Source organism: Paenibacillus plantarum (genome assembly GCF_013141695.1).
Taxonomy (GTDB): Bacteria; Bacillota; Bacilli; order Paenibacillales; family NBRC-103111; genus Paenibacillus_E; species Paenibacillus_E plantarum.
This window is the reverse complement of sequence record NZ_WHNY01000069.1, coordinates 13,370-28,661: the sequence shown is the minus strand read 5'-3', so window position 1 is coordinate 28,661 and position 15,292 is coordinate 13,370. Positions and strand designations below refer to the sequence as shown.

Here is a 15,292-nt window from a genome sequence, read left to right as displayed (position 1 = left end):
GTCAAAGTTAGGTTTTAGGTTTTATTAGAAAATTTAGTGCTTACAGCAATGCTGTGCGCGAATGAAGCTGCCTTCTCGCGCATGCGTGTGTTGACCGCCGGTCAACGATAACGCGCCATTCACGACAACATGCGAGATACCATCCGGATACTGCCTCGGATTCTCGAATGTCGCATGATCCTGAATCGTATCCGGATTGAACACCGCTACATCGGCGATGTAGCCAGGAACAATCAGCCCCCTTTTGCCCAGCTTGAAGCGCTGAACAGGGAACGATGTCACTTTGCGCACCGCCTGCTCTAAAGTCAAAATTCCATGCTCGCGGACATACTTCGCAAATACCCGAGGGAACGTCCCATATAAGCGTGGATGCGGCTTCCCGGTATCACAAGTGAGACTATCGGATGCGATGAGCGATTTATCGTAAGCAACAACTTGCTTCACATCTTCGTCAGACATATGGAAGTAGACGATGGAGATTCGGCCTTCTTCTTCCAAAAGAAGATCCATCATGCATTCCGCTGGCTCCTGCCCGCGAATTTCGCTGATCTCGGCAAGGTGCTTGCCTTCGAGGTGGCGATTGCGCTCCGTGTGCATGGCGGAAAGGAACACACTATGCCAGCCTGTGGAACAAACCAAGTTGTCCCACGTCGTCTGTTCGTGACTCAATTCTTCGCGAACACGGGCACGAAGCGAAGGATCACGCAGCACTTCAAGCGCACTTTCGATTCCGCCTTCGAGAACCCAAGGGGGAAGAATCGTCGTTAATGAAGTCGAGCCAGCATTATACGGATACACATCACAAGTGACGTCCATGCCACGAGAGCGTGCATCCTCAATGAGCTCTAGCGCATCGGTAATTTGCCCCCAATTGCGTTTGCCGGCTGCTTTGAGGTGAGAGATGTGCAGGGAAACGCCAGCTTTCTCGGCAATCCAGATGACTTCTTTCACAGAAGGTAACAAATTGTTCCCTTCACCGCGAATATGCGTAGAGAAAAGTCCGTTATACTTCGGTAATACGGAGCATAACTCGGCAATTTCTTCCTTGCTCGTATAGCTACCTGGTGCGTAGAGCAGCCCGATGGAGAAGCCAATCGCACCGGCCCGCAGGCCATCTTCGAGCATAGCCTTCATCTGTGCGATTTCTGGCTGGGTTGCTGGGCGATTGGCGAAGCCCATCACCGCGATACGCAGTGCGCCATGCGCCACATAGGTAGCCATATGCTCAGATGGACGCGAGTTCGCGACGGCATCCATATATTCGGCAACCGTTTCCCATGGCCATGGCCATTTGGTTTGACCTAACACCGGCTGAACATAGCTTTGGAGAAGCTCAGCTTGGGAAGGGACGAAGGGAGCAGGAGCGAGCCCGCAGTTTCCGACGACTTCGGCCGTAACGCCTTGACGCATTTTGATTTCACTATGTGGATAATCGAAGATCATCAGATCGGAATGGCAATGGCCATCAATAAAGCCAGGTGAGATGACTTGCTTATTGACATCGATGACCTTTAAAGCATCCTCATGAAGCTGACCAACAGCGACGATTTTGTTGCCTTGGATGCCAACATCGCCAGCAAACCAAGGATTACCAGTACCGTCGACGATGCGTCCGTTTTTCAAAATAAGATCCAACATGATGGGGCACCTCCCAAATGTATTCCAACAATTCCAGCAATTTCAGCTATTCCAGCATGCCTCGTGCAAGCACAGGCACGCGCTCAAATGTGTCACCGCGTTGCATCACAACATGATTGTGCAGGTTAACCGTACTGCAAATATGATTCGGAATAATGCGCAGCTGGTCGCCGACTTTCAGGTCAGCGGCTTGCGCCATAGGGCCAAGCTCGACCATGCCATGCTCCTCGGTCATCCGGACGAGAAGCGCATCTTCCAGGCCATGAATATGGCCGAAACCGCGAAGCTGCAAGGGATGCGTGCCTGGCTGCACATCGGTGGCGAAGGTTTTGCTGCCGCCGTCGACGATCGCCAGATCCGCCGATGGCCGGCTCACGACGGTGACAAGCACGCTGCCGGCGCAGTCTTCAAGCTCGCAGACGCCAAGCTGCGCCTGCATCCGGTCTTGATAGACGTAGGTGCCGGGACGGACCTCCGTCACCCCTTCGATAGCTGCGGCATACAAAGCCGTCGGCGTCGAGCCCACGCTGACATCCGCGATGGCGATGCCAGCGGCTCTAAGGCGGTCGGCCAGCTGTACCATCTGCTGGCCTTCTTCTAAGCCGGCGGCCGCCACGTCGAGCGTGGGCTTGCCGGCCAGCAGGGCGCCGCGGAACGTGTAGATGCCGGTCAGCCGCAAATGCGGCATGCCCGCTATCTCCGCTGCTAGCGCGGCGGCTGCCTCGTAAGGCACACCGGTTCTGCGCAGCCCGGTGTCAATCTCTAACCGAACCTGCAGCGTATGACCATGCTTGGCTGCGGTCTGCTCCATCAACTGGGCACCAGCCAAGCTGTCGACCCCAACAATAAGCTCGATCTGCTCACTGATGCGAATAGCTCGTTCAATTTTGCTCGCCGTTACGAGGGGATATGCGATGAAGATATTGCGAATCCCATGTGCCGCCATAACCTCGGCTTCTGACACTTTCGCCACAGTGATTCCAACAGCACCGGCGTCAATTTGTTGCTGAGCAACAGAAGGAAGCTTGTGCGTCTTGGCATGCGGTCGTAATTTCACACTGCGATGTTGCTCGACTCGGTCAGCCATGATCGCAATATTACGAGCCAAGATGTCCGTATCAATGATCAAGCAAGGCGTTTCTAAGGAGATCGTCATAGGGATGCACTCTCACTCTCTTTGGCATTACTTTTGCCCTCTTCCAGATGGCTGTATAGGGTGTATTTGGAGATGTTGAGATAGGTGCAAATTTTCTCGCCGCCTTTTTTAATCAGGAAAGCACCTTTGGCATCGAGAAGTTGAATCATTCGCATCTTATCTTCTTTGGTCATAACGGCAACAGGCTTGTCGATGACTTCCTGCGCTTCTTGAATGAGTGCATCCAGCAGATCGCTAACACTTGTTACGAAAGATTCCCTCACTTCGGATTGCTCACCAGCGGGGTTTATGAGGTTTTTCAATGTTTTCTCAGCGACCATGAGATCCGTGATGTCCATGTTAATGCAGAGGGAACCGATGATTTTGCCTGCTTTATTCTTCATATACATCGAGCTCGAGCGCAGAATGCGGCCGTCCTTCGTTTGGGTTAAATAGTTAAATTTGTTGCCGTTTACATGATTGCCTCGCAACAGCTCAAGACCAAGATTCGTGCCGGGATCCCCGACTTTGCGTCCTGTGATGTGACCGTTTGCAATGGCGACGATGGAGCTTTCGTATGACCCCGTCAAATCGTGCAGCACAACCTCGCAATTCTCACCGAACTGAGCGGCAAGGCCTGTCACCAAATCGGTCAAAAAAACGAATTCATCCTGAATGGATTCCATACCGGTTATCCCCCTAACAGCTTGTAGGTTATTCTGAGCAAAATGGTAACACAAACTTTTCGAATGTCAAACAAAAAGTTTGTTAGACTAAAAAAAAGTATGATTTTCCAGTATTGCTCGTGATACTATGGTAAAAAGATCAAGGTATGTGGAATGCTAAGTGTTGCCAGAAGATGGATCGCTAGATGAATGGAGGTCTCCTATGAAGCGGTGGTTTGCCAAATCACTCAATCGCAAGCTCTCATTGCTTATTTTATTTGCTGTTGTACTGCCTTTACTTACGATGGGAACGGTCTCCTACCGGATTGCAACCTCGGTGACGGAGGATAAAGCGAAGCAAGCAGGGATGAATACCCTGAAGCAGGTGACCGATAAGCTTGATTTTGTTATTCAGGACGTCGAGAACATGTCGATCTTTCTGATCGGTCAGAAGGATGTCCAGTCCTACTTAGGCAAGGAAGAAAGCGATATCAATCTCTATTCGCAGCTTGTCGGGACCTTATGGAACTTATCCTATTCCAAAAAGTATATTGCCAACATTACGATTATTCCGAAAAACAGCAATCCTGCGTTATTTACGACGACGATAACGAATTCAGGATTAGCTCCACTTTTGCAACAGTACGAAACAACGAATAAATCAGCTCCCAAATGGTGGTCACCGCTCTATGACATTCAAACCTCCGATGGTTTGCGCAAGGTCATTTCACTGGTCAGACCGATTCGAGATTTCAGCCTGTTCAAAACGTTGGGCACCTTATCCTTTTCCTTAGATCAATCAGAGATTGAGCATTATTTGACGGAGGCAGGCTGGGAAACGAGCGGATTTGTCGTCTTGGTAGACGCGAATAATCGCATTATCGCTGGAGGCGATCGAAAGTGGCTGATGAAGGACATGTCCGATGTATTCCCCAATCTGCATGGACTTACAGAAACAAGCGGCGTGTCGAATGTGCTGCAAGGGATGCATCCTTATACGGTTCTCTATAACGGACTTCCACGCGTGGGTTGGAAATTAGTCGGGTTCATTCCGACCAATATTTATCAAAAGCAAAATGGCTTCGTTCTGACCGTAACAGCCGTCACCATTATCATTGCGCTCTTACTGGCGATGGCGCTGGTTACTTATTTCTTGCGCTGGGTAACGAATCCGCTGATGAAGTTGACCAAATATTTAAAGGATCTGAATCCAGATGAGACGATTCCTACGTTTGAAGTGAAAAGCGTAGATGAGGTTGGCCTGCTCGTTCATAGCTACAATAAGCTCAGCGACCGAATCAGCCGTCTGAAGATTCAAGTTCAGATCAACGAAGCGATGAAGAAGGAGGCGGATATTATGGCGCTGCAAGCACAGATTAATCCGCATTTTTTATATAACACCTTGTCGTCTATTCACTGGATTGCCTTGATGAACAAGGATCGACAAATTGCCGAGATGGTCGGCGCGCTCAGTGATTTCTTGCGTTTTAGCTTAAATAAGGGGGAGGAGTTCTGTGTTGTTCAGCAAGAGGTTTCCCATGCACAGAATTATGCCTATATTCAGGCGATTCGGTTCCCGGAGCAATTCGAGATTGAGTTTTTTATCGACCCCGCTATGACGCAAAAAGTGATGTTGAAGCTGCTACTGCAACCCCTGATTGAAAATAGCCTGATTCACGGCATTCAGAAGAAAAAAACCAAAGGGCACATTTATGTACACGGCGAGCTGCGTGAGCATGATATGAAATTCGTGGTGGAGGATACGGGAATTGGGATGGATGAAGCGAAGCTGAGAGATATTCATGGACAGCTGGCTTTGGCCAATCAGAAGCTCGGTATTCGAAGTGAAGCGGATGAAGAACGGAAAAAGGTTGTGACCAGTTATGGGCTCATTAATGTGCATCGCAGGTTACTGCTGCATTATGGAGCGGGGGCAGGCCTTGTGCTGGAAAGTACACTAGGAACAGGTACTCGAATTACATTCCTAATTCCGCGAGAGAGAGGAGAGTCGTCGGTATGAGAATTTTGATCGTGGATGACGAAGTTATTATTCGGACCGGTCTATGCACCGTGATTGATTGGAAAGAGCTTGGTTTGGAACTGCTGCCTGCCGCTTCGTCAGCGGAAGAGGCTCTGGAGCGCATTCCGCAGGAGAAGCCCCATATTGTTTTGACCGATATTCGAATGTCAGGGATGGACGGTATTGAACTTGCCCGTGAAATAAAGCTAATTCTACCGGATACGGAGATTGTTATTCTCACGGGATATGATGATTTCAACTATGCGCAGCAGGCTTTACGTGGCGGGGTGACGGATTATTTGCTGAAAACCAGCCGTCCGGAGGAAATTATCAAAGCGGCGCTGAAAGCGAAGCAGAACATCATGGATAAATGGGAGTCGATGAAGCAGGACAATCGTAGACAGGCGGCGCTGCGCTCACAATTGCTAGAAAGAGCTCTGAATCGTGGCTTGCACGATGATGATGAGGCGCGAGCTCAGCTTCACCAGTGGTTTCTCAAAAATGGCGTCGATGTGGCGGCAACGGAGGAATCAGCTGGGATTGCAAGGCAAGTGCTTCTCGTATCCTGTTCGGGTTGGGTAACGTTTGCTGATCTGCTGCAAGGAGCCGCAGAGAATATGTTGTACGAGCTTCTCCCTTGTGTGACGCTGATGAATAAGGATCATTTCGTACTTGTCGCCCGATATGAAGTTGGTTTAACGGATGCCGCGGGGTTGCGTAAGGCGCTTCAACGTGTCACTGAAACACTGAAATGCGCCGTTTTCGCTGCGCTTGGACCCGTTGCGCACGATGATGAGGGACTGCATGAGTCCTATCGCGCTGCCAAGGAAGTTTTCGCCTATCAGGGTCTGCTGGGCTCAACTGGACTTTACACACCACAAGATATTCGGGATCGAAGCGGGAGCCGCACGGTGTGCACGGAGAAAGAGGAGTCGGAGCTTGCGGCGATTCTCATGAATGATAATGCGACAGACCTCAGACACTGGGTCAATCACAAGGTTCGCGCACAGCTGGAGGATGCTACGGCTACACCGCTTTCCGTTCAAGGGTACATACAGTCTCTTGTAGTAGCCGGTCATCGCTGGTTAGAGAGAGCTAGTACGGCAGAGCAAGATCTGTCGGCACTAAGCGCGCTATCTAAGCTAGAGGGGGAAGGCCGTCCTGAAGAGGAAGTATTCAAGGTGTTGTCAGCGCTCATGAATATTTTCCATCAGGGACTCGATCAGAATAAGTATGCGTACATCCATAAGGCGATTGCGTACATTCGAGACAATTTGCATCAGCCCATTTCGCTCCAGCAAGTTGCAGGTTTTGTTCATATCAATCCCAATCATTTTAGTGAGGTATTTAAGCGGGAGACCGGCTGCACCTATATCGAGTTTGTTACTCGGGAACGGATGAAATTAGCCACAGATATTGTGAAAAGTACGCAAATGAAAGTGAGCGATATTGCTAGACGAGTGGGTTATGAGGATATCAAATACTTTACGCAACAGTTCAAAAAGCATACGGGAAGAACACCATCCGAATTTCGACAAGGTGGCAAAGACTGAAAAATGTCCCCCTTCGCACCGAAGTCTCTCCCGTACCAGGGCAGAGAAATGTCCCCTATACTAAAGGAGTAACGAAGAGCGCTCGCAAGTAAAGGAGCTAGTTGCTACGAAACTTTTAGGAGGTCCGAACGAATGAAAAAGTCATTTATCGTTACACTGGCGGCTGCGATGTCACTTTCGTTGATAGCAGGTTGTGGGTCGAATGGAACTACAGATGGGGCGAAGGAAAGCACGGCACCAGCTAAAACAGAGACAGCGAAGCCTGGAGAGAAAGTGAAACTATCGATCTGGCACAACTATACAGGCGAAGATACACGTGCCAAAACGATGCGTGAATATATGGATAAATTCAAGAAGGACCATCCGAACGTGGAGTTGGATATTCAGGGGATACCACCCGATGGCTACCGTCCTCGCCTGAAAACCGTAGCAGCAGCGAATGAAATGCCGGATCTGTTCGTGATGTGGCCAGGTGTCATGACGAAGGAGTTCGTCGGTGGCGATTTGATCCAACCGATCAATGAGCTTCTGGATAGCAAGGCAGAGTGGAAAGGCAACTTTATGCCAGGTTCCTTCGATGATTTCACGATTTCTGGCAAAACTTATGCAGCACCTATGGCCTTATCGCCAACATCTATTCTTTATTACAACAAAGAAATATTCAACAAATATAACGTACAGCCACCGAAAACGTGGGACGACATGATGAAGTTAGTAGATACGTTCAAAAAGAATAATGTAACGCCAATCGCACTTGGTAACAAAGCAGCTTGGGTTGCACAATCGAGTATCCTGAGCTCATTAGCTGACCGCGTGACAGGAACAGAATGGTTCTTGAAGGCTGTTGATCAAAATGGTGCGAAGTTTACGGATCCTGAATTTGTTCAATCCCTGACGTATCTGCAACAACTTGGCAAAGCCGGGGCTTTCCAAGAAGGCTTCAACAGCATTGATAACACACAAATGGAGCAAATGTTCGCACAAGGGAAAGCAGCAATGATGATCGATGGTGGCTGGGCATTACCGAACCTAGCAGCTAGCGCCTCCAAAGAAGCATTAGCGAACATGGCTGTTACCGTTTTACCTTCCGTACCGAATGGTAAGGGAGATCCGAACACACTATCCGGTGTTGTTGGAACAGGGTTAGGTATGAGCAAAAAAGTAACTGGCGCACAGAAAGCAGCTGCTTACGAATTGATCTATGCATTGTCTGGTCCAGAAGCACAAAAAGCCATCTTAGAAGGCAATCAGCTTGTTAGTTACAAAGTAGCTTTGGATACAAGCAAAGTAACATCTTTATTTGCAGAGGTTTACAAAATGATGGGCACCGTGAAAATGACGCCTGTTTATGACGGCAGACTGAGCTCATCCAGTGCAGATGTGGTGAACAATGGACTTCAAGAGCTTCTAATGGGCGGTAAGCCAGAAGATATTGCTAAGAAAGTGCAAGATGCGCAAGCGAAAGCTATCGGGAAATAAGGATAGGCCAAAGGACTCCAGCCTCAGCTCGGCTGGAGCCTTTTTTCCAAAAAAAGCTTACAAGGAGGGGCATCATGAACGTGTCCGCAAGAATGAGAGGATTCATTACCATAGGGCTCCTTCCAGCCTTAATCATCTATTTGTTTTTTGTTATCCTTCCACTGTTTTGGTCGGCGTACTATGGCTTTTTTGACTGGAAAGGCATTGGCGCAGCGAAGTTTATTGGAATGGACAATTATATCGAAGTATTTACAGATCCGATCTTTTGGAAAGCTTTTAAAAATAACATGCTTATCGTTGCTGCTTCCGTCTTCGGACAGGTTCCGATCGCGATGATCCTAGCACTTCTCTTGATGCGCAGCACGCCTTTTCAACGAATCATTCGTGCTTCAGTCTTTATGCCCATGGTATTGTCTTCTGTCGTTGTCGGGATTATCTGGGGATATATTTATCACCCGCAAATCGGTATTCTGAACTTCTTGCTTGATGGGGTTGGCCTTGATAGTTGGAAGAAAGCTTGGCTCTCCGATCCGAAAGTATCGATGTTCGCACTGATGGTGCCGATCATCTGGAATTATATTGGTCCTTATATGATTATGTTTATTGCTGCGTTACAAAATATTTCTCCTGAAATTGAAGATGCTGCCCAGTTGGATGGTGTCGGACCGGTACGTAAGCTATTTGCTGTTACACTGCCTATGATTTGGGATACGGTGAAAGTGGCGATCGTGCTTTGTATTTCGGGCTCCTTGAAGGCGTTCGATCTGATTTACGTCATGACAGGCGGCGGCCCTGCGCATTCCACGGAATTGCTGGCTTCCTATATGTATAACAGTACCTTCAATGTGTACCGCTTCGGATTCGGTAGTGCACTTTCCACAGCGATTATTATTCTTAGCCTGCTCTTGATTGTGGGCAGTCAGTATCTAATGAAGCGAGACTATCGCTAACACCGATCATCTAATTCGTCAGGAGGGACATCTATGAAGCAGGTTGTAGCGATGCAGACGGGTTTTCCCGCTGGAGCTAAACAACGTAAAGTGTGGACGCGTGGCGCCATCAATACCGTTCTTTCCTTATATGCACTGGTCACGTTGTATCCATTAATATGGTTATTTATTAGTGCCGTTAAATCCAATGAAGAGTTTTATTCCCGGCCTTTTCTGCTGCCAACCGTCTGGAAGTGGGATAACCTGGTCCGCGCATGGAAAGTTTCGGGAATGGGACTCTCCTTGTGGAACTCCACAGTTGTAACGGTGGCTTCCTTAGTGCTAACGCTGATTCTAGGCGCATTGGCGGCCTTTGTTATCGCGCGGTTTGAGTTTAAATTGAAGGCATTCTTCACAGGACTATTCCTGCTAGGCATGCTCATCCCGATTCACAGCACATTAGTACCTCTATTTATTATCATGAAAAAAATAGGGCTGTTGAACACGTACGGCGCACTTATTTTGCCCTACGTCGCATTTGAGTTACCATTAGCGATCTTCATCGTAGCTGCTTACTTAGTCAGTATTCCAAAAGAAATCGAAGAAGCCGCGCTTATTGATGGTACGGGCTACTGGGGCATTTTCTTCCGCATGATGCTTCCGCTAAGTGTACCTGCACTATCAACCGTAGCTATTCTGGGCTTTCTACGGTTCTGGAACGACTTCGCTTTCGCACTTGTCTTCATTAGTAAGCCAGCACTCAAAACCGTACCGCTTAGCTTATCCGCCTTCGCCACGGGATATATGACGGATTACGAATTGACGATGGCTGCGCTTGCGATTGCTGTGCTTCCAACGATTATCGTGTTCTTGCTGTTCCAGGAGCAGATTATGAAGGGTATGACGGCTGGCGCGGTGAAGGGGTAGGTTCGGGGAAATCGTGAAATAACACCACATTAGTGATGTAAAACAGACGTACAGATGCTAAGGTTTGCATCTGTACGTCTGTTTTATTAAAAGTAGTGTGTAAATTAGAATTAGAAGCACCAGTGGAAGAGTGCGAGCGGAAGTGTGGAAGAGCAGAAGTGTAGAAGTAGTGTAGAAGTAGTGTAGAGTAGTGTAGCAGAGTAGAGCGTGCTTTTTGAGTAGAATAGTAGTTTGGAAGTAAATTAGCAAGTACAACAAGACGGAGGAGCCCGCCCGACGAAATAGCTGGAAAAAATCCAGCTATTTCTGCCCAATTTCATCGAAAAAAGAAGATAACTGGATTTTCTCCATCTATTTTTGGCCTATTTCAATGAAACCCTATTAATCGTCTAGATTAGATGTATGTTTTCCATTTATTTCACTTTTTCAGCCAAATCACATCAAATTAGATGTAGTTTTTCCAGTTATTCCTCCAAACGGAGGAAGCTACGATTTCCCCTTGCGGGTCATCTCCGCAAGTGAAACCCACTGCTCGTCGGTGACCTCGAGCAGATCGTTGAACTGCCCGGCGCCTTGCAGCCACTCGCCGCCGTCAATCGTGATCACTTCGCCGTTAATATAGCCGGCGAAGTCCGAAATCAGATAAGCGGCGAGGTTCGCCAGCTCATCTTTTTCCCCGACGCGTCCCAGCGGGACGCGGTGCAAGAGCTTCTGCGACAGCTCGGGCGTAGGAGCCAGTCGGCTCCACGCGCCGTCGGTCGGGAACAACCCCGGCGCGATAGCGACTTGCCGGATCCCGTACCGCGCCCACTCGACGGCGAGTGAGCGGGTAAGGGCAAGCACGCCGGCCTTCGCGGCGGCGGAAGGCACGACAAAGGCGGATCCAGTAGAGGCGTAGGAGGTGACGATGTTCAGCATCGTACCTCCTACGCCTTGCTCGATCCACCTCTTACCTAACTCCAACGTGGTGTAGAACGTCCCGTGGAGCACAATGTTCAGCACCGCATCGACGGCTCGCGGTGATAAGTGCTCAGTCGGGCTGGCAAAGTTGCCAGCCGCATTATTAATCAGCACGTCGATGTGACCGAAGTGCTCCTCCACGGCCGTGATCATGGCAGCAACCTGCTGCGGATCACGTACATCGCAGGGATGGTAGAACACATCCCCGCCGACATCCGTGCTCATTTCTGCCGCAGCTTTCGCGAGCACTTCTTCACGTCTACTCGTGATAGCCAGCTTAGCTCCGAGCGACAGGAATTTCTCACCCATCGCGCGGCCAAGTCCTGTGCCGCCGCCAGTAATAAGTACTACTTTATCTTGTAGTAATGCGCCATCGAACATAGGATTCACGCTCCTTTTTGAAATATAGAGTTTATATGTTTCACTTAATAAGTAGGCTGTATTTTTCCATAAACGCTCCGTCCTTGTTGGACGGGGGAGTCGTTTATTTTACCTCATGGGTATGGATATTAAGCTCATGAAATTTTTATGCCCTTCATGTTATGGATAGCGCTTACATTAATGCGGATAACTCATGTTCTCATACCAATAACCTTGCTGTCTAGTACCAATAGATGCGTTGTCACCGTACACAATCCCTGCACTTCAAGTTGTGCAGAAACCCAATAACAGTTGAATTGACCGATGTAATGTTGTATTCTAATCAATAAAAATTAGAGACAGAGGAGTGGCAAGAGTGGAGATTAAAGTAGACGATTTATCCGGTTCTGAAGTAAGAGCGCTCATTATGGAGCACCTTCTACATATGCAATCATTATCCCCGCCTGAGAGTACACATGCCTTAAATTTGGATGGATTAAAAAAGCCAGATGTTACTTTTTGGAGTGGGTGGGAACAAGGGGAAATAGTTGGTTGCGGAGCTCTCAAGGAGCTGGACACTCAACATGGCGAGTTAAAATCAATGCGAACATCCTCCGCACATCATCGGAAGGGCGTTGCGAAGCGAATTCTTGAACACATTATTAATGAAGCGAAGCAACGCGGCTATACGCGAATCAGCTTGGAGACGGGCTCCATGGAAGCTTTCGAGCCAGCCAGAAAGCTATATGAAAATTTTGGATTTCAATACTGCAAACCGTTCGCGAATTATACGGATGACCCGCTAAGTTCATTTATGACGTTGGAATTATAAGTTGATCTTTTCAAAAATAGACGTTCTGCCCACAAAAAAGAGGTCCCCAAGGACCTCTTTTTCTCATTTTGCTTTTTCCCCACACTTACTCCGCTAAAACAAACTTTTCCAGCACATGTCTTACGCCATCATCATTGTTACTCTTCGTCACGAAGTTCGCCAACGCTTTCAGCTCAGGCAGGGCATTCTCCATGGCAACGCCGAGGCCAGCGACTTCAAGCATTTCCCGATCATTCCATGCATCGCCTAGTGCAATTACTTCATCTAATGAGCATCCGATGTGCTCAGCAAGGAACGTGATCGCATGTCCCTTCGTACCTTCCTTATGCATGAATTCCAAATAGTGTGGCTTGGATTTCGTGATATGCAGCTTGTCACCCAGTAGGGGCAGTAGTTCCTCACGGATTTGGTCACAAACTTCAGGTTTATCAACAATCAGCATTTTCGGCTGTGGAATATCGATCCACTGACGCAAATCACCAATAATATAAGGTGTCTTGGACAAGCTCACGTATTTTTTGATCTTATCGTTATCCTCAGCTGCATAAAGCTCATCCCCATGGTAAAGCTGAAGATGATAGTTGTTCTTCTCACAGTAATCAAGCAGGAAGCGGGCGCTCTCGACAGGGACAGTGCGCTCGTAGAGGACTTCTTCGTCTAGCAAATTTTTGATCAAAGCCCCTTGATACGTAATGATGGGGACGTTGAGTCCGATGCGATTGGCAATTTTGGCAGCAGAAGGGAAGCTTCTTCCTGTGGCGATGGTGACCGTTACCCCTTTGGCAACAGCTTGATGCATGGCATCAACCGTCTCTTGTGAAATCGTCAAATCATCACGCAGCAGCGTATCATCCAAGTCAGCAGCAACTAATTTATACGTCATGTTTCTCACCGATCCTATTCATCATCTCTATTAAAATTCTGCTAATAGCATACCCGAATTGCTAGCGAATTGCTACAATAAGCACATAGGATTTAGCTAAAAGGAGGCACTTTCACGATGACATCCTCATACACGAATGACTTGGAGAAATGGCTTAGATCGCATACGAACGAGGAAAATGCATCTAGCATGGAAGCTTATATGAAGAATCATTTTCCATTCCTCGGTATTCGTAATCCAGAGCGCGTTGCGCTGACCAAACAATTCACGAAGGAGCATGGCTTTCCGAAAGGGGAGGAGGCCGTCCGCGTCGCCCAGGAATTGTGGCAGTTGCCCGAGCGTGAATTTGCTTACACGGCAATTATTATGCTTTTGCAAGTTCGAAAGACCGTACCAGCGGAACACATCGAAATACTGGAGCATTTCATCGTAACCCAATCTTGGTGGGACACCGTAGATACGATTGCGGATCACTTGATCGGTTTTCATCTCCAACGATTTCCCGAGCTAATTCCTGCTTATGTGGAAAAATGGTTAGCTTCCGAACATATGTGGCTGCAACGAACCGCAATCTTATTTCAGTTGAAGTATAAAAAGAAAACCGACGTCCCGTTGTTATTTCATTGCATTACGACGATGGCCCATTCGAAAGAGTTTTTCATCCGCAAAGCGATCGGATGGGCGCTGCGTGAGTATTCCAAGACGGATGCTGAAGCCGTACAATCCTTCGTTGCTAGCCATGACTTATCACCGCTAAGTGTACGAGAGGCACTGAAGGTAATTCACAAAAAACAAGAAAATACTGGGATATAGCCGAATGTATTGACATTGATAATCATTTTCATTATTATATGTTGAGAATCAATATCATACATAAATAGCTACCCAGGAGGGTCCAAAGTGATACATTTCAACAAACAAAAAACTACTAAAGTTACATTCACTGTCCTTTCAGTGTGCATGGCAGCTTTACTTGCAACAGCTTGTGGAAGTGACAAGGATGCAGCAGGCACAACAACACCTTCAACTTCAACTGCTCCGGCAGCTACTGCAGCAGCGACAGCAACACCTGCGCCTGCTGTTGATAAAGTTTTAAAAGATAGCATGGGCCATGATGTTAAGGTTCCTGCGAACCCGAAAGCGGTTATCGCGTCCTACTTGGAAGATCCGCTTCTTGCTCTTGGTGTTAAACCCGTTGTTCAATGGTCCGTGAAAGGTACAACTGTTCAAGAGTACCTACAAACACAACTTGCTGGCGTACCAACGATTGGTTATGATCTGCCAGTTGAATCGGTTTTGAAAGCTGCGCCAGATTTCATGATCGTAGGAAACGAGTCTGCTGTTGAAAAAGGTCTATACGATCAGTACTCCAAAGTCGTGCCGACATTCGTATTAGGCAGCGAAGTAACAGCTGACTTCCGTAAGACGCTTTTGAAAATGGGCGAAATTCTTAATAAGTCAGATGCAGCGAATGCCGCGTTGAAGAAATATGATCAAAAAGTAACAGATACAAAAGCGAAACTTGCAGCAACTGTTGGTGATAAAAAGGTTGCGATCCTTTGGTTAACGAACAAATCTTTCTTTGTTGTTAACGGTAAAGTAGCAAGTGGCGCGGTTGCTTATGGCGATCTTGGTTTGAAAATGCCTAATATTCTAGCTGTCTTGCCAGATGCTAAAGCGAACTGGACACCAATTTCCTTAGAAAAGCTTGCGCAATTGGATGCAGACTACATTTTCTTGGTTAACAGTGATAAAGGTCAAGCCGGGAACCTGGAAGATCCATTATGGAAGAACGTTCCGGCTGTTAAATCAGGCAAAGTATTCGAGATGGACACGAAGAGCAGCTGGTTGTACAACGGTGTAATTGCTGGCGAGCGCGTGATGGATGATATCGTTAAAGTCATTAAATAA

Annotated in this window: 13 protein-coding genes; 8 read left to right on the top strand and 5 right to left on the bottom strand. The window is 47.8% G+C overall.

From position 1 onward, the window contains the following. Window positions 1-33: 33 nt before the first annotated feature. The 3 genes from GC096_RS26465 to GC096_RS26455 are packed head-to-tail and all read right to left on the bottom strand — an operon-like array spanning window position 34 to window position 3,459. Window positions 34-1,638, bottom strand: a complete 1,605-nt coding sequence (locus GC096_RS26465) for an N-acyl-D-amino-acid deacylase family protein (protein ID WP_171634399.1) — start codon at window positions 1,636-1,638, stop codon at window positions 34-36. A gap of 46 nt (window positions 1,639-1,684) precedes the next feature. After that, complete coding sequence (locus GC096_RS26460; protein WP_171634397.1) at window positions 1,685-2,794, bottom strand: alanine racemase; 1,110 nt, start codon at window positions 2,792-2,794, stop codon at window positions 1,685-1,687. Beyond that, the gene (locus GC096_RS26455) at window positions 2,791-3,459 is read right to left on the bottom strand and encodes a helix-turn-helix transcriptional regulator (protein ID WP_171634395.1); all 669 of its coding nucleotides are present in this window, start codon (window positions 3,457-3,459) and stop codon (window positions 2,791-2,793) included. Before GC096_RS26455 ends, GC096_RS26460 begins: the two co-directional genes overlap by 4 nt. A gap of 202 nt (window positions 3,460-3,661) precedes the next feature. Between GC096_RS26455 and GC096_RS26450 the strand changes: the two genes are divergently transcribed. The 5 genes from GC096_RS26450 to GC096_RS26430 all read left to right on the top strand — a co-directional run bounded on the left by GC096_RS26450 (window position 3,662) and on the right by GC096_RS26430 (window position 10,346). Next, on the top strand, window positions 3,662-5,458 hold the full coding sequence (locus tag GC096_RS26450) for a cache domain-containing sensor histidine kinase (protein WP_171634394.1): 1,797 nt from the start codon (window positions 3,662-3,664) through the stop codon (window positions 5,456-5,458). Further along, window positions 5,455-7,011 carry a response regulator gene (locus GC096_RS26445; RefSeq protein ID WP_171634392.1) on the top strand — a complete coding sequence of 519 codons (1,557 nt, stop codon included), beginning with the start codon at window positions 5,455-5,457 and terminating at the stop codon, window positions 7,009-7,011. Before GC096_RS26450 ends, GC096_RS26445 begins: the two co-directional genes overlap by 4 nt. 132 nt (window positions 7,012-7,143) lie before the next feature. Further along, window positions 7,144-8,490: an extracellular solute-binding protein gene (locus GC096_RS26440; protein ID WP_171634391.1), complete on the top strand. Its 1,347-nt coding sequence runs from the start codon at window positions 7,144-7,146 to the stop codon at window positions 8,488-8,490. Between the two features lie 74 nt (window positions 8,491-8,564). Next, the gene (locus tag GC096_RS26435) at window positions 8,565-9,440 is read left to right on the top strand and encodes a carbohydrate ABC transporter permease (protein WP_171634389.1); all 876 of its coding nucleotides are present in this window, start codon (window positions 8,565-8,567) and stop codon (window positions 9,438-9,440) included. Window positions 9,441-9,491: 51 nt separating this feature from the next. Then, window positions 9,492-10,346, top strand: a complete 855-nt coding sequence (locus GC096_RS26430) for a carbohydrate ABC transporter permease (protein WP_376769525.1) — start codon at window positions 9,492-9,494, stop codon at window positions 10,344-10,346. 486 nt (window positions 10,347-10,832) lie between these two features. Here GC096_RS26430 and GC096_RS26425 read toward each other — a convergent pair whose 3' ends face one another. Further along, entirely contained in the window at window positions 10,833-11,687 is an 855-nt protein-coding gene (locus GC096_RS26425; RefSeq protein WP_171634387.1) for an SDR family oxidoreductase, read from the bottom strand. Between the two features lie 355 nt (window positions 11,688-12,042). Here GC096_RS26425 and GC096_RS26420 point away from each other — a divergent pair, with 355 nt between their 5' ends. Next, the gene (locus tag GC096_RS26420) at window positions 12,043-12,498 is read left to right on the top strand and encodes a GNAT family N-acetyltransferase (protein WP_171634386.1); all 456 of its coding nucleotides are present in this window, start codon (window positions 12,043-12,045) and stop codon (window positions 12,496-12,498) included. Between the two features lie 85 nt (window positions 12,499-12,583). Here GC096_RS26420 and GC096_RS26415 read toward each other — a convergent pair whose 3' ends face one another. Continuing rightward, on the bottom strand, window positions 12,584-13,381 hold the full coding sequence (locus GC096_RS26415) for a Cof-type HAD-IIB family hydrolase (protein WP_171634385.1): 798 nt from the start codon (window positions 13,379-13,381) through the stop codon (window positions 12,584-12,586). Window positions 13,382-13,498: 117 nt separating this feature from the next. On the opposite strand from GC096_RS26415, the gene GC096_RS26410 reads away from it, so the two are divergent. Together GC096_RS26410 and GC096_RS26405 are read left to right on the top strand one after the other, a co-directional pair. Next, entirely contained in the window at window positions 13,499-14,194 is a 696-nt protein-coding gene (locus GC096_RS26410) for a DNA alkylation repair protein (protein ID WP_171634383.1), read from the top strand. Between the two features lie 87 nt (window positions 14,195-14,281). After that, window positions 14,282-15,292: an ABC transporter substrate-binding protein gene (locus tag GC096_RS26405; protein ID WP_312886348.1), complete on the top strand. Its 1,011-nt coding sequence runs from the start codon at window positions 14,282-14,284 to the stop codon at window positions 15,290-15,292.